This is a genomic window from Micromonospora sp. NPDC051924 (genome assembly GCF_055586005.1).
On sequence record NZ_JBVJJA010000084.1, the window covers coordinates 1 to 16,403 of the forward strand.

The 16,403-nt window shown below is 76.2% G+C and carries 19 protein-coding genes; 10 read left to right on the top strand and 9 right to left on the bottom strand.

Translation table 11 applies throughout. The features are described from left to right. Positions 1-107 precede the first annotated feature (107 nt). Positions 108-722, bottom strand: a complete 615-nt coding sequence (locus ACZ6S5_RS33650; protein WP_466006327.1) for a dihydrofolate reductase family protein — start codon at positions 720-722, stop codon at positions 108-110. A 295-nt stretch (positions 723-1,017) separates the two neighbouring features. Between ACZ6S5_RS33650 and ACZ6S5_RS33655 the strand changes: the two genes are divergently transcribed. Next, positions 1,018-1,359: a hypothetical protein gene (locus ACZ6S5_RS33655; protein ID WP_466006328.1), complete on the top strand. Its 342-nt coding sequence runs from the start codon at positions 1,018-1,020 to the stop codon at positions 1,357-1,359. A 346-nt stretch (positions 1,360-1,705) separates the two neighbouring features. Here the strand turns inward: ACZ6S5_RS33655 and ACZ6S5_RS33660 are convergent, their stop codons facing one another. Both ACZ6S5_RS33660 and ACZ6S5_RS33665 read right to left on the bottom strand, forming a co-directional pair. Further along, complete coding sequence (locus ACZ6S5_RS33660; RefSeq protein WP_466006329.1) at positions 1,706-2,215, bottom strand: hypothetical protein; 510 nt, start codon at positions 2,213-2,215, stop codon at positions 1,706-1,708. Positions 2,216-2,510: 295 nt separating this feature from the next. Further along, complete coding sequence (locus ACZ6S5_RS33665; RefSeq protein ID WP_466006330.1) at positions 2,511-3,695, bottom strand: hypothetical protein; 1,185 nt, start codon at positions 3,693-3,695, stop codon at positions 2,511-2,513. 91 nt (positions 3,696-3,786) lie between these two features. Between ACZ6S5_RS33665 and ACZ6S5_RS33670 the strand changes: the two genes are divergently transcribed. Further along, positions 3,787-4,689, top strand: a complete 903-nt coding sequence (locus ACZ6S5_RS33670) for a septum formation family protein (protein WP_466006331.1) — start codon at positions 3,787-3,789, stop codon at positions 4,687-4,689. Here the strand turns inward: ACZ6S5_RS33670 and ACZ6S5_RS33675 are convergent. Then, positions 4,682-5,650 carry a sigma-70 family RNA polymerase sigma factor gene (locus ACZ6S5_RS33675; protein WP_466006332.1) on the bottom strand — a complete coding sequence of 323 codons (969 nt, stop codon included), beginning with the start codon at positions 5,648-5,650 and terminating at the stop codon, positions 4,682-4,684. The genes ACZ6S5_RS33670 and ACZ6S5_RS33675 overlap by 8 nt on opposite strands. A gap of 134 nt (positions 5,651-5,784) precedes the next feature. Between ACZ6S5_RS33675 and ACZ6S5_RS33680 the strand changes: the two genes are divergently transcribed. Further along, complete coding sequence (locus ACZ6S5_RS33680) at positions 5,785-6,195, top strand: YybH family protein (RefSeq protein WP_466006333.1); 411 nt, start codon at positions 5,785-5,787, stop codon at positions 6,193-6,195. Positions 6,196-6,238: 43 nt separating this feature from the next. Here ACZ6S5_RS33680 and ACZ6S5_RS33685 read toward each other — a convergent pair whose 3' ends face one another. Beyond that, the gene (locus ACZ6S5_RS33685) at positions 6,239-6,685 is read right to left on the bottom strand and encodes an Rv0361 family membrane protein (protein ID WP_466006334.1); all 447 of its coding nucleotides are present in this window, start codon (positions 6,683-6,685) and stop codon (positions 6,239-6,241) included. Positions 6,686-6,764: 79 nt separating this feature from the next. Between ACZ6S5_RS33685 and ACZ6S5_RS33690 the strand changes: the two genes are divergently transcribed. Continuing rightward, on the top strand, positions 6,765-7,568 hold the full coding sequence (locus tag ACZ6S5_RS33690; RefSeq protein ID WP_466006335.1) for a class I SAM-dependent methyltransferase: 804 nt from the start codon (positions 6,765-6,767) through the stop codon (positions 7,566-7,568). Between the two features lie 58 nt (positions 7,569-7,626). Here the strand turns inward: ACZ6S5_RS33690 and ACZ6S5_RS33695 are convergent, their stop codons facing one another. Next, on the bottom strand, positions 7,627-8,505 hold the full coding sequence (locus ACZ6S5_RS33695) for an NAD(P)-dependent oxidoreductase (protein ID WP_466006336.1): 879 nt from the start codon (positions 8,503-8,505) through the stop codon (positions 7,627-7,629). Positions 8,506-8,689: 184 nt separating this feature from the next. Between ACZ6S5_RS33695 and ACZ6S5_RS33700 the strand changes: the two genes are divergently transcribed. The 4 genes from ACZ6S5_RS33700 (at position 8,690) to ACZ6S5_RS33715 (ending at position 12,599) form a co-directional block, all read left to right on the top strand. Further along, positions 8,690-9,868 carry a sensor histidine kinase gene (locus tag ACZ6S5_RS33700; RefSeq protein WP_466006337.1) on the top strand — a complete coding sequence of 393 codons (1,179 nt, stop codon included), beginning with the start codon at positions 8,690-8,692 and terminating at the stop codon, positions 9,866-9,868. Between the two features lie 91 nt (positions 9,869-9,959). Next, positions 9,960-11,096 (top strand): hypothetical protein, encoded by a 1,137-nt coding sequence (locus ACZ6S5_RS33705; RefSeq protein WP_466006345.1) that lies wholly within the window; start codon positions 9,960-9,962, stop codon positions 11,094-11,096. Further along, positions 11,066-11,782, top strand: a complete 717-nt coding sequence (locus tag ACZ6S5_RS33710) for a response regulator transcription factor (protein WP_466006338.1) — start codon at positions 11,066-11,068, stop codon at positions 11,780-11,782. Before ACZ6S5_RS33705 ends, ACZ6S5_RS33710 begins: the two co-directional genes overlap by 31 nt. Before the next feature lie 73 nt (positions 11,783-11,855). Next, positions 11,856-12,599, top strand: a complete 744-nt coding sequence (locus ACZ6S5_RS33715; RefSeq protein ID WP_466006339.1) for a hypothetical protein — start codon at positions 11,856-11,858, stop codon at positions 12,597-12,599. Positions 12,600-12,763: 164 nt separating this feature from the next. Here the strand turns inward: ACZ6S5_RS33715 and ACZ6S5_RS33720 are convergent, their stop codons facing one another. The 3 genes from ACZ6S5_RS33720 to ACZ6S5_RS33730 form a co-directional block, all read right to left on the bottom strand. Next, positions 12,764-13,693 (bottom strand): GlxA family transcriptional regulator, encoded by a 930-nt coding sequence (locus ACZ6S5_RS33720; protein ID WP_466006340.1) that lies wholly within the window; start codon positions 13,691-13,693, stop codon positions 12,764-12,766. Between the two features lie 4 nt (positions 13,694-13,697). Then, a complete protein-coding gene (locus ACZ6S5_RS33725) occupies positions 13,698-14,297 on the bottom strand; it encodes an isochorismatase family protein (protein ID WP_466006341.1) in 600 nt (199 codons plus the stop codon). Positions 14,298-14,371: 74 nt separating this feature from the next. Continuing rightward, positions 14,372-15,121 (bottom strand): lysophospholipid acyltransferase family protein, encoded by a 750-nt coding sequence (locus ACZ6S5_RS33730; protein ID WP_466006342.1) that lies wholly within the window; start codon positions 15,119-15,121, stop codon positions 14,372-14,374. 120 nt (positions 15,122-15,241) lie between these two features. On the opposite strand from ACZ6S5_RS33730, the gene ACZ6S5_RS33735 reads away from it, so the two are divergent. Further along, complete coding sequence (locus tag ACZ6S5_RS33735) at positions 15,242-15,889, top strand: alpha/beta hydrolase (RefSeq protein WP_466006343.1); 648 nt, start codon at positions 15,242-15,244, stop codon at positions 15,887-15,889. Positions 15,890-15,908: 19 nt separating this feature from the next. Then, positions 15,909-16,301, top strand: a complete 393-nt coding sequence (locus ACZ6S5_RS33740; protein ID WP_466006344.1) for a VOC family protein — start codon at positions 15,909-15,911, stop codon at positions 16,299-16,301. The last annotated feature ends 102 nt before the right edge of the window (positions 16,302-16,403 follow it).

Below are 16,403 nucleotides of genomic sequence, written 5' to 3' on the forward strand. Positions count from 1 at the left end.
CCCCCCCCCCCCCCCCCCCCCCCCCCCCCCCCCCCCCCCCCCCCCCCCCCCCCCCCCCCCCCCCCCCCCCCCCCCCCCCCCCCCCCCCCCGCTGCCGTCTCCGCGGCTCATTCCCCGACGGTGCCGAACGCCGGCGCACCAGCGCTGTCGTACGTCAGCATGGTGACCCCGCTGCCGGAGGTGCGGCTGTCGGTGAGCCGCAGGCCGGCCGGCGGGACGCCGTCGGCGAAGAGTCGCTGCCCGCGGCCCAGGACCACCGGGAAGAGCAGCAGGTGGTGCGTGTCGATCAGCCCTTCGCGCATCAGCGACCGGGCCAGCGCGCCGCTGCCGTGCACCTGGAGCTCGCCACCGGAGCGGTTCTTCAGCTCGGTGACCGCGGTGGCCAGGTCGCCGTCGAGGCGCTGCGAGCCCGACCAGGTCAGCTCGTCCGCCCTGTTGGTGGCGACGTACTTGGGCAGCCGGTTCAGCGGGTTGTCGGGGCCGCCCTCGGCCGGGTCGGTGACGTGCGGCCAGTAGGCGGCCATGATGTCGTACGTCCGGCGTCCGAGCAGCAGGGCGTCGGCCCGGCCGAGGATCTCACCCATCCACCCGCCGACGGTCTCGTCGAAGTGCGGCGGCAGCCAGCCGCCCAGGTCGAACCCGTTGCTGCGGTCCTCGTCCCGCCCGCCCGGAGCCTGCATGACGCCGTCCAGGGTCAGGAACGTGGTGACGGTGAGTCGCATGACGTGTCTCCTCCGCTCGGGCCGGCCCTGCGCCGGCTCTCATCACGCCGACGGCCGGAGGCGGACCGATTCGACAACGAGGACTCGGGGGACGATGTGACCCGCACCACATGTCCTCAGCGGCCGTCGGCGGACGGCAGCGGCACCATCCGCTCCCGACGAGCAGGGCCGCCAGGACTTCCGCCATGGGCCCACGGTACGACAACCGCGTTCCGCCGCCGTGTCGTTGACTGACCGACCGGCGACTGCGGCATGATGCCTCCGGCCGACGAACCGGCCGGAGGCGAGGGGCGGGATGACGAGGGACGACCGGCCGGTGACCCCGCGGGCGGGCGGGCCCGGGTACGCCACGCCGCTCGCGCTGCTCTGGCTCATCGGCACGGTGGCGCTGGCCTGGTGGGCGTTCTGGATCAGCCCTCCGCCGATGTTCATCGGCGCCCCCGTACCCGACCCGCACGAGGTCGCCCATCAGCGGTGGCTGCTGCGCGCGGCGGCGGTGACCGCCACCCTGCCGCCGCTGCTCGCTCTGCTGGCCTCGGCCCGCGGGCGTCGCCGCGGTCCGGCCCTGGTCTGGTCGGTGGCGCTCCTGCTCGGCATCGCCGTCGCCGTCGCCCTGCTCCGCGCCGCGGCCGGCTGACCCCTCCGGCCGCACCGCTAGCTACGGATCGAGTGGCGCCTGGCTGGCCGGGCGCTGTCCCGCCGCCGAGTTGCGTCGCTGTCCGGAGGACGGGCACATCTCCGTACCGTGGCACGCCGGGTCGGCCCTGACGTGGCTGCGCGAGCGCGCCGACGAGGTGGACGCCCGGTAGCGGAGGAGTTGGGTGAGGCGGCGGCCACGGGACCGGCCGCCGCCTCGCCGCGCCGTCGGGCGCGGATCGCGACGCCGTTCGGAAAACCCAGGGGGGAGTGGTCTTCCGGGCGGCGCCGCGTGCCGACGCCGGGCGGGCGGGAGGGGGGTGGGTGTGCCCGCCCGGCGTCGGAGGTCAGTTGGTCGGTCGGGCGGTCGGCTTGTGGCCGGCGTCCGGGGCGTCGGTACCGGCCGTGGTCGGGCGGGCGCTGGGCTTGCCCGCCGGGTGGCTCGGGGTGGCGGTCGGCCGGGCCGCCTCGCTCGGCTTGGCCTTCGCGCTGGCCAGCAGCGTGTCGCAGTACGCCGCCACCTTCTCCTTGTCGCCGGCGGCGGTGATCAGCGCGCGGAACGCCGGGTTCTCCAGCGCCTTGCCCGGGTTGTCCCCGGCGCCGGCGGTGAACGCGTGGCAGAGGCCGACCAGGTTCGGCGAGGGGGTGCCCTTGGCGCCGGCCGGGCCCTTGCCCTGGTCGGCCGCCTCGGACGGCTTGCCCGTGGCATGCGCCGACGGGGTGGCGCTGGCGCCGGTGAGCGGGTTGGGCAGGGTGCCGGTCGCGGCGGCGAGCGCGACCCCACCGGTGGCGGTGACGGCGACGGCCGCCGCGCCGACCTTGAGGGTGAGGAGTTTCGCGAGGGCGAACTGTGACATCGAACGGCTCCGTTTGCAGGGTTGGACATGTGGACGTGCCGCCCGGCGTGCCCCCGAACAGCGCACCGCCCGGCAGGGGCGCCGGGAGGTGGGACGGACGCACCGGACGACCTGGAAACGGCGGCCCCCCACACCGGCGACCCCGCTGAGTGATCAGTCGGCGACGCCGGAGCCGTGCTGGTCGTGAGCCCGGTGCATGCGTTCCGTGCTCCTCAGCGCCACTCCTCCGCCGAATGTCACACCCGTCACGACCGGGCATCGCGACCCGACGGACAGCGACGAGGGCCGCGGCGGATCAGGTCGTGCGCGGCCCGATGCCGTCGGCGGGCGAGGGGGCGACCAGCAGGCCGACCTGCCGTCCGATGAAGCGGTACGCCACCTGCTTCGCCGCCCAGAGCAGGTGACCCCGGTCGGCCTCGGCGACCCGGCGCCCGTCGGCGTGCCCCACGCTGGTGAGCAGCACCCAACTCCCGGTCGTGGAGCTCACCGTGATGACGTCCCCGGGCACCCCGTTCTGGCCCACGTCGCGCCGCAGCTCCCCGCGCCGGTCGCGGGCCCACTGCTCGCTCCGGAAGAGCATGGCCGCCAGGTGCACCACGGCGTCGCTGTCGTCGGTGGTGTAGCTGGCGCGTACCGTCCGCACACAGCCGTCCAGCAGGTGGTCGTCGGCGAGCACGCCGGCGCAGCCGCGCAGGTCCCGGCCGCCGGTCCGGGTCAGGGTGTCCCCCGCCGAGCGGAACGTCCGCTCGGGCAGCGCCGTCGCGAGGGCCACGGGCGCCGGCTCGGCCCGCGCCACCGCCACGACGAGCGAGCCGAGCAGCGCCACCACGACGAGCGCGCGGCCGGCGACCGGGCGCGGCCCCCGCGCGTCGTCGGCGCGCGGGGCGGCCCGCCGGCCGGCGACGGCGAAGGCGGCCACCCCGGCGAGCGCCACGGCGACCCCGGCCCAGCGGATCCCGGTGGCCATGGCCCCCGCGGCCGGCCCGGCGAGGATCTCCGCCAGCGAGGAGTGCTTCCCGGGTACGTGCACCCAGGCCACCAGCCCGAGCGCGAGCCCGACGAGCACGGCCGCCACCCGGGCCGGTCCGCCGAGCCGGGACCAGAGCCGGACGGCGGTCGCCGCCCAGAGCGCCGGCAGGGTGATGAGCAGCCATCCCACGATGGCCATCCCGGTGCCGGTGCAGCCGGTCAGCGCACAGGCCTGCTCGTCCACCCGGGCCCGCAGCTCGTCACCGAACACGATGCGCAGCACCACCCACGCGATGAACCCGAGCGGCAGGAGCAGCGCGAGGACACGGGCGGCGCCGAGTCGGCGTACCGGATCGGGACGGCCGCCCGCGGCGGACCTCGCGTCGGCGTCCTCAGCCGGCGGAGCCGCCGGCACCTCGGCGGCCTCGTGGTCGTGCCGGGCCGCCATCTCCTCGCGCGCCCGGGCGACCAGGTCCTCGGATCCGCGGCGCCCGCCGCTCCTGCTCGACATGTGAGCGAGGCTAGGACAGCCGCGCTCCTCTGGGAGGTCGGACGAGCGGCCCGGTGGCATATGCTGCGCCCCGCGAAGCGGGGAGGCTCACATGCGACGATGGCGGACGCTCGGGGCGGCGGCCGCCCTGAGCACGCTGGCGCTGGCCGGCTGCGGTACGCCGGCCGGCCTGGACGGCGACCTGACCGACGACTGGCGAACGGTCGGCGCGGTCGCGCAGTTCGCCCCGAAGGCGGGCGACTGCCACCTGATCGCCGACCCGACCAGCTACCTGACCAGCTACCAGCCGGTCGACTGCGGCCGGGCCCACCTGGTGGAGACCTTCCACCTGGGCACGTTCACCGGCCCGCTGGCCGAGCGGCCCACCCCACCGAAGGTCGGGTCCGCGGCGCTCCGACCCGCGTTCGCCGAGTGCGACGCGAAGGCGACCGCGTGGGTCGGCGGCGACTGGCGGGGTGCCCGGCTGACCATCCAGGTGGTCCCGCCGTCGCCCCCCGGGTGGCAGGGTGGCGCCCGCTGGTTCCGCTGCGACCTGTACGAGCTGGACACGGTGGACGGCGGCGCGCACCGGTTCCACCCGAGGGACACCGCGATCCAACGCAGCGGCAGCCTGCGGGGCGAGCTGCAGGGTGCGTCGCCGCTGGCGTACGGCTGCCTGTACTACGACAGGTTGCACGGTCTACGGCAGATCGGCTGCACCCAGCGCCACGAGTACGAGTACGTCGGCTCATGGTCCGCCCCGGACGGCGGGTACGCGGACGCCGGCCGCGACAAGGGCCCGATCTTCGCCCGGTGCCGCACCCTCGTCGCCCGGTACGCGAAGGTGCCGGTCGACCGGATGCTGCCGTACCGTGCCAGCGCCACCTTCCAGCTGCCGTCCGAGGAGGCGTGGGCCCGGGGTGACCGGGGAATCCGCTGCCTCTACTGGTCGGAAGGGGCGAACATGACCCGCTCGATCCGGGACGGCGGCCCGCGCGTGCTCCCCATCACCTGACCGACGCGGGTCGGACCGGCAACGGGGTCAGCCCGAACGCGGCGAACACCGCCCGGTCCTGGAAGACCACGTTCCGGCTGATCCGCCCGGCCCGGACGGTGAGCACCTGCACGGTGTGCGGCAGGTACGCCTCCCCCTCCCGCACGTACGCGGCCAGCGCGGGCTGGCCGTTCGCGGCGGTGGGCACCAGCCGCCAGTCGGTGCCGCGCAGCGCGAGGATCCGGGCGATGAACCGGCCGTAGCGCTCGCGGCCGATGTACCAGTTGAGCACCGGCGGCATCTCCAGCACGGCGTCGTCGGTGAGCAGCCGGGTCAGCGCCGCCACGTCGGCCCGCTCGAACGCCGCCACGTACCGGTCGAGCAGCGCCCGCTGCGCCGGGTCGGCCGGCTCGGCGACCTGCTCCTCGCGGACGGCCAGCGCGCCGAGTCGGGCCCGGGCCCGTTGCAGCCCGCTGTTCACCGCTGCGGGGGTGGTGGCCAGGGCCTCGGCGACCTCGGCGGCGGACCAGTCGAGGACCTCCCGCAGGATCAGGATGGCCCGTTGCCGGGGTGGCAGCAGCTGCATCGCGGCGACCAGGGCGAGCCGCAGACTGCCCCGCGCGGCCACCACCGTGGCCGGGTCGAGCAGCGCGTCCGGCAGCGGCTGCAGCCAGGGCACCTCGCCCACCACCATGGGCGCCTCGGGATCCGGGTTGGGCGCCACGAAGTCGGACGGAAGCGGCCTGCGGGCGCGGCCGCGCAACGCGGTCAGGCAGGCGTTGGTGGCGATCCGGTGCAGCCAGGTGCGGAGCGAGGCGCGCCGGTCGTCGTACCGGTCGAAGGCCCGCCAGGCGCGCAGCAGGGTCTCCTGCACCAGGTCCTCGGCCTCGTGCACCGAGCCGAGCATCCGGTAGCAGTGGGCCAGCAGCTCCGGCCGGTACGGCCCGGTCCGCCGGTCGAAGTCCTCACTGCCCACCGTCACCGGTCCGCCCCCTCCGCCGCGCTCCCCCCATACCTACCGGGCCGGGACCCCGATTTCATCGCCGCCGGGCCGATGAGTTCGGCCCGATCGCCGAGTAGGTACCGGCGAAGCGCCAGATCGAGGAGAGGACGACCATGATCGACACCGCGACCGTCGACACCCGCGCCGAGCCGGAGGTACGGGAACTGCTGCACACCCTCGTCGCGGCCTGGGCGGCGGGCGACGCCGACGCCTTCGCCGACCGGTACGCCGACGACGCCACCGTGGTGCTCCCCGGCGGGGTGTTCCACCAGGGCCGAGCCGAGGTACGGCAATACATGGCGGCCGCGTTCGCCGGCCCGCTGCACGGCTCGACCTCCATCGACGAGCCGGAGCGGATCCGGATCGTCGGACGGGGTGACACGGCGGTGGTGGTGAGCCGCAGCGGCTTCCTGCTGCCCGGCGAGGAAAGCCTGCCCGCCGACCGGCTCCGCCGGGCAACCTGGGTGCTGTCCCGGGGCGCGGCGGGGTGGCGGGTCGAGGCGTACCACAACTGCCCGGCCTGAGCACCGGCCCGGCCGCCCGGTCAGCCGGGCGGCCGGGGCGCCGTCACTCGCAGATCCGCCAGCTCCCGTCCTCCTTGACCAGGCGGTACGCCTGGGTCTGCGAGGTACCGGTCTGCGGGGTGAACCGGACGTCCGCCGACCCGTACACCCGGCCGTTGGTGTTCTGCACGTTGAGGCCGACGATCTCGTAGCCGGTCAGCGTGGGCTGGGCGGCCTGCTGGCGGGCGAAGTCCTGCTGGCTGACCCGGTCGCGCACCTGGCCGCAGAGCTGCCCGTACGCGGTCGGGTAGTCGCGGGCGACCAGCGCCCCGGCGTAGGTGTCCACGGTGGTCCGGGCGGGACCGGTGGCCTCCCGCACCGCGTGGTAGATCGCGAAGCCGCCGAGGACGCCGCCCACGCAGCAGAGGGCGAGCACCACGCCGACGACGATGAGCACGATCTTCGTCGTGTTCGACTTCCTGGGCGGCACCATGGCCGGCTGGTACGTCATACCCCGGAGGGTAGGCGGAAGCCGCCAGCCCGCTGGTAAAGGAGATGAGCAGGGCGGCCCGGTCGTCCACCATCGACGGATGCCGCAGCATCGACCGGCGGAGCCGGACATCCAGCGCTACTACACCGAGGTCTTCGCCGAGGCGGACCGGTTGCACCGGAACCCGCAGGGCCGGCTGGAGGCGCGACGCACCCAGGACCTGCTCACCCGGCTACTGCCCGCGCCGCCGGCAGCCGTGCTCGACGTGGGCGGGGGCACCGGCGCGTACGCGGGCTGGCTGGCGGCCGCCGGCCACCGGGTGCAACTGGTCGACCTGGTGCCGGCGCACGTGGCCGCCGCCCAGGCGGCGCACCCGCGGCTCACCGCGACCGTCGGGGACGCCCGCGAGCTGCCGCTGCCGGACGACTCGGTCGACGCGACCCTGCTGCTCGGCCCGCTCTACCACCTGACCGGGCGGGCCGACCGGGTGGCCGCGCTGCGCGAGGCGGCCCGGCTCACCCGGCCCGGCGGGCCGGTGGTCGCGGCGGTGATCAGCCGGAACGCCGCGCTCATCGACCTGACGGCGCAGGGCCGGGTGGACGAGCGCAGCCGGCCGCTGCTGCGCCGGGCCTACGAGACCGGGGTGAACGACCCGGAGACCGGCTTCACCACCGCCTACTTCCACCGGCCGGAGGAGGTGGTGGACGAATTCCTCGCGGCGGGCCTGCCGGAACCGGCCCTGTACGGCGTGGAGGGGCCGCTCTGGCCGCTGCTGAACGCGCTTGACACCGCCCCCGACGACCGGCTCTTCGCCGACGCGGTGGCCTGCGCCGAGACGTTCGAGCGGGACCCGGCGGTGCTCGGGGCCAGCTCCCATCTGCTGGCGGTCGCGCCAGCCGGCTGAGCCGGTGTTAAGAGGCGGCCCCTTTACTACGTCAGGCGTTAAGAAGGGGCCCTTCCTTTCACCGGTCGCGCATCCAGAGCGGCAGGGCGCGGGTGTCGAGCCGGCCGTGGTCGTCGGCGTGCGCCGCCTCCCCCACCTGCCGGGCCGCGTCGACCAGCGGCAGCCGGGGCTCGGCGTCCAGGCAGAGCCGCAGGTCCTTGGTGAGCATGTCGACGGTGAACCCGGCGGTGTCCGGCGGCCCGGCCGCGAGGAACTGCCGGACGGGTGGGAAGGCCGCGCCGAGCGGCCCGGCCGCCATCAGTTCGTCCACCACGTCGGCCGGGAGGTCGAGGGTGGCGGCGAGGCGGAGCGCGTCGCCGATCCCGGCCAGGGCCAGCCCGAGGCTGAGGTTGCGGACCAGCTTCGCCGCGCTGCCGGCGCCGGTCGGCCCGACGTGCCGCACCTGCTCCGGATCGCCCCACAGGTCCAGCAGCGGTCGGGCCGCCGCGACGTCCGGCTCGTCTCCGCCGGCCAGCACGCCGAGGGTGCCCTCGGTGGCCGGGCCGACGGAGCCGTAGACCGGCGCGTCCACGTAGCGCAGCCGGTGCTCGCGCGCCCGGGACGCCATCCGCCGGGAGGCGTCCGGGCCGATGGTGCTGCCGTCCACCACCAGAGTGTCCGGATCCGCCCCGGAGGCCACCCCGTCCGGGCCGAGCAGCACCTGCTCGACCGCCGCCGGGTCGGCGAGCATCAGCACCACCACGTCCCGGCCGGCCGCGGCGGCGGCCGGCGTCTCCGCCACCGTGGCGCCCTCGGCGGCCAGGGCGTCGGCCTTGCCCCGGGTACGGTTCCAGACGATCAGGTCGTGGCCGGCCCGGAGCACGTGCCGGGCCATCGGCGTGCCCATCCGACCGAGTCCGAGGAAGGCGACCCGGAGCCGCCGCGTGTCGTCAGCCATGCGGGCAGTCAATCGCATGACCGGCCGCTCCGCGCGCCAACCGGTCGGTCCGGGAGACCCCCGCTCGGTGCAGCGACGCGCCGCGTACCGAGGGTGACCAGTTGCGCCAAGACATGCTATTCTCCGGCGTCGATCTAGGCCGTGCGGACCCGACCGGGTCGCTGCCGGAAGGACACCTCCCCCGATGCCGGTCGTAGCCGCCACGACCTCGCCGCCGGATCCGCTGGACCGGCCGGCCGGCGGCGCGTTCACCCTGATCTTCACCACCCTGCCGGCGCTGCTGCGGCTGACCTGCGGCCTGGCGGCCGCGGTGGTGGCCCTGGCGGTGCGTACCCCGCCGGCGCGGGTGGGGTTGCTGGTGCCGGCGGTCGTCGCCCTGACCGCCTGGTCCGTCTGGTACGCGTTGCGCGCGCTGCGGCACGGCATCGGCCCCGCCCTGGTCACCGGTGACGTCACGCTCACCACCCTGGCGGCGGTGGCGGTCCCCTGGCTGGTCGCGCCGGAGGTGCTGCCCGGCGAGGGGAGCTGGATCGCGGTGCTGGCCAGCACCACGGTGATCAACGCGCAGGCCACCGCCCCGGCGCGCTGGTCGGTCCCGGCCGGCCTGCTGGTCACCGCCGGGTACGTCGGGGGCGCGACGGCCGCGGGAAACCCGGTCGAGGCGCGGGCGCACGCGGCCACCCTGCTGGTGCAGACCGGCTGCACGGCCACGATCACCGCGGTGATGCGCCGCCGGATCGGGCGAGCGGACGCCGCCTTCGCCGACTACCAGCGGCTGACCCGCGAGGCGGTGGTGGCGCGGGCCGCCCGCGAGGCCGAACGGCGGCAGAACCGGGACCTGCACGACACCGTGCTGGCCACGCTGACCATGGTGGGGCTCGGTGCGGTGTCCGGCCCGTCCGCCGCGCTGCGCGAGCGGTGCGCGGCGGACCTGCGTACCCTCGCCGCCCTGGCCGGCGCACGCGCGACGCCGGCGGCCGGCACGGCGGCGCTGGACGACCGGCTGCGGGTGGTCCTCGCCCGGACGCCGGAGCTGGCGGTGACCGTGACCCTGGCACCGTGCGTGGTGCCGGCGGAGGCGGCCGAGGCGCTCGCCGACAGCGCGGCCGCGGCCCTGGCGAACGTGGCCCGGCACGCGCCGGGCGCGGCCGTCACGCTGCGCCTGACCCGGGTCGCGGACACCGTCGTGGTCGAGGTGGCGGACGACGGCCCGGGCTTCGACCCGGTCACCGTCCCGGTCCACCGGTACGGGCTGCGGGAGTCGATCCACGGCCGGATGTCCATGGTGGGCGGTCGGGCAGAGGTGACTTCCGCCCCTGGCGCCGGCACCCGGGTTCGGTTGGAGTGGCCGGGTGTCGACTGAATCCGGTACGGCGCTGACCACCGCCGCGCCCGGCCCGAGCCCGGGGGCGCTGCGCCACCGTGCGGCCCGTCTCCGGGCGCCGGGGTGGCTCGTGCCGGCGGCGGACCGGCCGGTGGACCCGTCCGCGGCGGGCGCCGTCGCGCACGCCTCCGACCGGGGCGCCCGGATCGCGGCGGTCACCATCGCGCTGGCCTGGCACCTGGCGATCAGCCTGCCGGCGGTGCTCGCGGCCGGGCCGGGGATGGTCGCCCCGGCGGTGGTCGCCGTCGGCTGGCTGGTGACCACGGCGGTCGGCGTCGGGTCCGGCGTACGCCTGCTGGGCGGCGGGCTGCCCCCGGCCCGGCGGCTGGCCGGGGTGCTGCTGGTCGTCGACGCGGCGGTCGTCGCGGCGGCCGGCGAGCGGTACCTGTTCACCACGGCGAACTGGGTGTGGAGCGGGCTGGCCTGGTTCTTCCTGCTGGTGCTCTGGCGGCGGCCGGTGTGGTGGCTGCTCGCGCTGCTCGGCGCGCACGCGGCGATCGCGCTCGGCGCCGTGCTCGGCTTCGGCGCCACCGCCGCGGCCGACCTCACCCGGTACGCGATGTACGTCTACGGCACCTCCTCGCTGCCGGTGGCGGTCTTCGTCGGCGCGGCGGCGATCGCCGCACTGGCCCGGGACCGGGCCCGTACCGCCGCGGCGGCCCTGGCGGTCGAGGCGCAACGGGACGCGGCGGAACGGGCCCGACGGGAGCGGCGGGACCGGCTGGCCCTGGTCAGCGGCACCGCCGAGGAGGTGCTCGCGGCCCTCGCCGCCGGCGACGCCGATCCGGCCGACCCGGAGGTACGCCGTCGCTGCGTGCTGGCGGCGTCCCGGCTGCGCCGGCTCATCGCCGAGTCGGACGACGTGCCGGACCCGCTGCTGCACGAGCTGCGCGCCGCCGCCGACCTGGCGGAACGGAACGGCGTGCCGATCGAGCTGGTCGCCATCGGCACCCCGCCGGAGCTGCCCGTCGGGGTACGTCGGCGGCTCGCCGACCCGCTCACCGCGGCGCTCGCCGACGCCCGCGGCCGGGCCCGGCTGACCGTTGTCGCCGGACCGGACGAGGTGGTGGTCAGCCTGGTCACCCCCGACCACGACGGGCCGGACGCGACCGGCCCGCCCGTGGCGGTCAGCGACGGGCCGGTGGAACACGTGCACGAGCGGGACGGGGAGATCAGATGGACGCAGACCCGGTGGCGGCGGACGTGACGGGCGGCCAGCCGATCGGGGTGGCGATCGTGGACGACCACCCGGTGGTGATCGACGGGGTACGCGCCTGGCTGGTCAGCGAGCCACGGCTGCGCGTGCTGGCCACGGGGGACGATCCGGACGAGGTGCTGCGGCTCGCCCCGAGCGCCGACGTGGTCCTGCTCGACCTGCGGCTGCACGGGCGGATGGTGCTCGACAAGCTGACCGAGCTGAGCGCCGGCGGGCACCGGGTGGTGGTCTACTCCGAGCACACCGACCCGGACACCATGCTCGCCGCGCTGGACGCCGGGGCGGTGGCGTTCCTGGCCAAGCACGAGGGGCGCGAGCACTGCGTGGCGACCGTGCTCGCCGCGGCGACCGACCGCCCGTACGTGCCGCCCACGCTGGCCGGGGCGATGGTGGGCGACCCCCGCCCGGACCGGCCGGCCCTGTCCGACAAGGAACGCGAGGCCCTGCTGCTGTGGTTCCAGTCCATGTCGAAGGCGTCGGTGGCCCGCCGGATGCGGATCAGCGAGCACACCGTGAAGCAGTACGTGGACCGGGCGCGGATCAAGTACACCCGGGCGGGTCGGCCGGCCGCCACGAAGGCGGCCCTGCTCGCCCGGGCGATCGAGGACGGGCTCGTCCGGCCGGAGGAGATCGGCATCTACCGGTCGCAGGCACAGACCGACCGGCCGACCCCCTAACGGGTGTCATGACAGCCACTGTGGTGTGCGACACGCTTTACGTACCGCAACCGTCCCACGGGAGGTCGTGACCGTGCAGGAGGACGCAGCGCCGTTTTTCATCGGGCCGCACCGCTTCGACGCGGATGACGACGCGACCCGTCCCGTGCTCGACCGGCGCTACGCGCTGGTCCCGGAGCCGGGTGAGCAGGTGCTCGGGCAGCACCGGATCCGGGTGGCGGGACACCTGCTCGGCCCCACCGAGAGCGACCGGGCCTGGGGTCTTCCCGAGCCGGCGACGGTGACCCTGACCGACCGCCGGCTCGCGTACGTCTGCATCGGCTCGGAGCTGTCCCTGGTCCCCGGGCGGGACGGCCGGAGGGGCGCCCGGCACCGGCGCCCGATCCGGCCGTCCCGCCTGGTCAGCGGCCAGATCCGCTGGCAGTGGCCGTCCCGGCTGGAGCTGGCCGACGGCCCGGACGGCGAGGTCGACCTGTTGGTGGTCTGCGACGCGCTGCGCACCATCCGGCAGCCGGCGCTCGCCCTGGGCGGCCCGGCCGCCCTGGTCACCGCGCTGGCCCGGCAGGTCCGCCGGTCCGTGGCGGCGTTCCGGCTGGTGCACCCCGAACTGGTGGACCTCTCCCCGCCGGAGCGGGACACCCTGCTGGTCCGGGTCGGCGGCGTGCCGGGCCCGGCGCGGGGCGCGGTCACCCTGCCGGGTTCGCTGCCGGTGGAGTTCCTGTCCCGGGACGACTACTACCGTCCGGCCGAGACGGAGACCCCGGCCTGGCCGCGCCAGGCGTCCCCGGCGCGCGGCCGCCCCGGCTCGGCCTGCTGAACCGACCCCGCCCGCCGGGGTGGCCCGTGCGGTTTGCGGCATGTCGCGGTCTCCCGGTCTCCGGAAGCCCCGACCTGCCGCAAGCGGAGTCGATCAAGCCCGGCCGGCGGAGTCGGTCGAGCCGGGCCGCCGGCGACGGCGAGCAGCCCGGAGGCGCGGGCTGGTCAGCCGGCGAGGGCCAGGGTCGGGCGGGTGCGGGCGCGCAGCCGGCGCAGCATCCGGGCGTCGGTGAAGCCGACCGCCCGGGCCGCGGCCTCCACGGTGCTGCCGTGCCCGATCAGGTGCTCGGCCCGCTCCACCCGCAGCAACTGCTGGTAGCCGAGCGGGGTCAACCCGGTGAACTGCCGGAACAGCCGGCTCAGCGTGCGCTCGGCGACCCCGCAGGCGGCGGCGAGGTCGGCCAGCGGCAGCGGTTCGGCGTACCGCGCGTCGATCAGGTCCTGCGCCCGGTGCACCGCGTCGGACAGGTGCGAGCGGTGCCGCATCATCGCGCTGGCCTGCTGCTCGTGGCCGTTGCGCCGGGCGTACACGACGAGGGCGCGGGCGATCTGGGCGGCCACCGCCGGGCCGTGCCGGGTGGCCACCAGGTGCAGCGCCACGTCGATCCCGCTCGCGATGCCGGCCGACGTGACCACCCGGTCGTCGACCACGTAGAGCACGTCCCGGACCACCCGGGCCGCCCGGTGCCGCCGGGCCAGTTCGTCCTGCACCTCGTGGTGGGTGGTGCAGCGCCGCCCGTCGAGCAGGCCCGCCCGGCCCAGCGCGAACGCCCCGGCGCAGACGCTCGCCACGGTGCCGCCGGCCGCGTGGTGGTCGGCCAGCCGCCGCAGGTCGTCCGGGCCGACCGGCCCGTCCGGGCCGTGCGCCGACGGCCGCCACCCGGGTACGACCACCAGGTCGTCCCGCCCCAGCGCGGGCCATTCGGTGTCGGCCCGCAGCGTCACCCCCTGCACGGTCGGCACGTCGGTGCCGGCCGCGACGTAGTGCAGCCGGTAGTCGTACCCGATGTCGGCGGCGGTGGAGAAGACCTGGGCCGGGCCGGCCAGGTCCAGCAGGTGCACCTGCGGGACCAGGAGAAAGACGACCCGGGCCACCGGGTCAGACTCCGACCGGGACGGCGGTCACCTCGGCGACGGTACGCACCGTGGCGAACCGGCCGGCCAGGGCGTACTCGGTGCGGGCGACGATGTCCGCGGCGGACAGGGTGCGCGGGTCGGCGAGGATCTGCTCCAGGGTGGCGTCGGCCGGCAGATCCCGGTGCGGGATGGGGAAGGTGACGGTCGCGTCGGTCACGAAGGTCATCTCGTAGCCCAGGTCGGCGCCGACCCGGGTGGTGGTCTCCACGCACTGCTCGGTGCGGATGCCGCAGACGGTGAGCTTCCGGATCCCGGCCAGGGTGAGGATCTGCTGGAGGTTGGTGGTGGTGAAGGCGTTGTGCGCCGTCTTCACCAGCGTCGGCTCCCCGGCGGCCGGGGCCAGGCCGTCGATCGGCCGGACGTGACCGTTGGCCGGGTCGAAGACGCCACCGCTGCCCGGCTCGGCATGCAGGACCCAGACCACCAGGTCGCCCCGCCGGCGGGCCACGTCGACCAGCCGGTTGACCTGGACGACGATGTCAGGCTGCGAGGCGTACGCCCAGATCGGGCGCTGCCGGAAGGACTCCTGGACGTCGATGACGACGAGTGCTGCTCTGCTCATGCTCTCGATCCTGGCCGGGCGGGCCGCGGGGCGGCAGGCACCATCAGGCCCCGATGCGGAACGATCCGGCCGGCTCAGGACGCGGCGGTGCGCCGGCCGGGGCGATCCAGTTCGGCGGCCTCGGCCGGGGTGGGCGCGGTGCCGCCGAGGTGCGCCGGCTGCCACCAGGCGTCATCCGGGCCGGCCGGCTGTTCCGGGTATTCCCGCTGGGCCCGGTCGACCAGCGCGGCGAGCCGGCCGCGCAGCTCGGCGGTCATGGTGTTCGCGTCCGGGTAGGCGGCCGGGTCCATCGGCTCGCCGACCAGCACGGTGATCGGGGTGTGCCGGCGGGTCAGGGTGCGCGGCCGGCCCTTGGTCCAGAGTCGCTGGGTGCCCCAGAGCGCGACCGGCAGCAGCGGCACGGCGGCCTCCTGCGCCATCCGCGCGGCGCCGTTCTTCAGGTCCTTCACTGTGAAGGACCGGCTGATGGTCGCCTCCGGGAAGACCCCGACCACCTCGCCGCGGCGCAGCGCGCCGACCGCCGTGCCGTACGACTGGGCGCCGGCCGCCCGGTTGACCGGGATGTGTTTCATGCCGCGCATCAGCGGGCCGGAGACCCGGTGCCGGAAGACGGAGTCCTTGGCCATGAACCGGACCAGGCGGCGGGACTCCAGCGCGCCGTACCCGCAGAAGATGAAGTCCAGGTAGCTGACGTGGTTGCTGGCCATGACGGCACCGCCGGCCCGCGGCACGTGGTGGCTGCCCTCGATGGTCAGGCGCAGGTCGAGGACCCGGAACATCGTCCTGGCGGCGGCGATCACGGGCGGGTACACGAGTTCCGGCATCCGGCAACTTTACCCCGAGTAGGTTACGCGACCGTAGGGGCGAGCGGTGCCGTTCGGCACCCGTCTGCCCTCGGCAGAGCGGGCTCGCGGGACCGCACCCCGAGCGGACACCATGGCGGGATGACCGAACGCGGAGTGCTGCTCTGGATCCACGGCGGCGGCTGGCGCGCCCGCTCAAGCGAGGACGGCGCCGCGCTGGCGCCGCTCGGGTTGCGGGTGGTCCCGGCCACCTACCGGTTCGTGGCCGAGGCCCCCTGGCCGGCCCAGCTCGACGACGTACGGGCGGCGGCCCGCGCGGCCCGGGCGGCGGCGGACGGCCTGCCGCTGCTGGTCGGGGGCGACTCGGCCGGCGGGATGCTGGCCCTGCACCTCGCCCTGCGCGGGGTGGACCGGCCCGGCGACGTGGCGGCGGCGCTGGCGTACTGGGCGCCGGTCGACCCGCTCGACCCGGAGTTCCGGCGGCTGCGCCCGCACGACGACCCGTGGGCCGGCCTGCTCGGTCACCCGCCCGCCGCGGATGATCCGGCCACCGTCGACGCGACCGTCGCCACCCACCTCGGCACCCGGGTGCCGGTGCTGCTCGTGCACGGCCGGGAGGACACGTCGGTGCCCGCCGGTCAGACGCTCGACCTGGCCCGCCGGCTGCTCGCCGCGGGCCACCCGGCACACGCCTGGCTCACCCACGGCGGGCACGCCCTCGAGCTGGCCCGGCCGGACATCCGGGCGGCCACCGTCGCGTTCCTGGACACCGTCCTGCCGCCCGGCTGAGCCGACTACGGTCAGGGGCATGCCCGACCTTGCCGCGATCGTCATCCACTGCCGCGACCCGTACCTGCTCGCCCCGTTCTGGAGCGCGGTGGCCGGGCTGCCCGTGGTCGAGGAGGACCGGGCGAAGCTCGCCGAGCGGTCGCTCGCCCCGACCGAGGCGGTGCTGCTGCGAGACCCGTCCGGGCACCGGCCGGACGTCTGGATCAGCCCCGCCGACGATCTGCCCGCCCCGGGCCGGATCCACCTCGACCTGGTCGGCGACGCCGAGGAGCGGGCCGCGGTGCTGGCGGCGGGCGCGACCGTGGTCCGCGAGCTGCCCCGGTGGACCGTGCTGGCCGACCCGGAGGGGAACGAGTTCTGCCTGCTCCCCCGCACCGAGGCGCACGCCGACCCGCTGCTGATCGGGCACTGAACGCGCCCCGGCGGGGGGGGGGGGGGGGGGGGGGGGGGGGGGGGGGGGGGGGGGGGGGGGGGGGGGGGGGGGGGGGGGGGGGGGGGGGGGGGGGGGGGGGGG

Coding starts and splice junctions, on each gene's coding strand:
- ACZ6S5_RS33650 (WP_466006327.1), bottom strand. CDS start 722: ATGCGACTCACCGTCACCACGTTCCTGACCCTGGACGGCGTCATGCAG.
- ACZ6S5_RS33655 (WP_466006328.1), top strand. CDS start 1,018: ATGACGAGGGACGACCGGCCGGTGACCCCGCGGGCGGGCGGGCCCGGG.
- ACZ6S5_RS33660 (WP_466006329.1), bottom strand. CDS start 2,215: ATGTCACAGTTCGCCCTCGCGAAACTCCTCACCCTCAAGGTCGGCGCG.
- ACZ6S5_RS33665 (WP_466006330.1), bottom strand. CDS start 3,695: ATGTCGAGCAGGAGCGGCGGGCGCCGCGGATCCGAGGACCTGGTCGCC.
- ACZ6S5_RS33670 (WP_466006331.1), top strand. CDS start 3,787: ATGCGACGATGGCGGACGCTCGGGGCGGCGGCCGCCCTGAGCACGCTG.
- ACZ6S5_RS33680 (WP_466006333.1), top strand. CDS start 5,785: ATGATCGACACCGCGACCGTCGACACCCGCGCCGAGCCGGAGGTACGG.
- ACZ6S5_RS33685 (WP_466006334.1), bottom strand. CDS start 6,685: ATGACGTACCAGCCGGCCATGGTGCCGCCCAGGAAGTCGAACACGACG.
- ACZ6S5_RS33690 (WP_466006335.1), top strand. CDS start 6,765: ATGCCGCAGCATCGACCGGCGGAGCCGGACATCCAGCGCTACTACACC.
- ACZ6S5_RS33695 (WP_466006336.1), bottom strand. CDS start 8,505: ATGGCTGACGACACGCGGCGGCTCCGGGTCGCCTTCCTCGGACTCGGT.
- ACZ6S5_RS33700 (WP_466006337.1), top strand. CDS start 8,690: ATGCCGGTCGTAGCCGCCACGACCTCGCCGCCGGATCCGCTGGACCGG.
- ACZ6S5_RS33710 (WP_466006338.1), top strand. CDS start 11,066: ATGGACGCAGACCCGGTGGCGGCGGACGTGACGGGCGGCCAGCCGATC.
- ACZ6S5_RS33725 (WP_466006341.1), bottom strand. CDS start 14,297: ATGAGCAGAGCAGCACTCGTCGTCATCGACGTCCAGGAGTCCTTCCGG.
- ACZ6S5_RS33730 (WP_466006342.1), bottom strand. CDS start 15,121: ATGCCGGAACTCGTGTACCCGCCCGTGATCGCCGCCGCCAGGACGATG.
- ACZ6S5_RS33735 (WP_466006343.1), top strand. CDS start 15,242: ATGACCGAACGCGGAGTGCTGCTCTGGATCCACGGCGGCGGCTGGCGC.
- ACZ6S5_RS33740 (WP_466006344.1), top strand. CDS start 15,909: ATGCCCGACCTTGCCGCGATCGTCATCCACTGCCGCGACCCGTACCTG.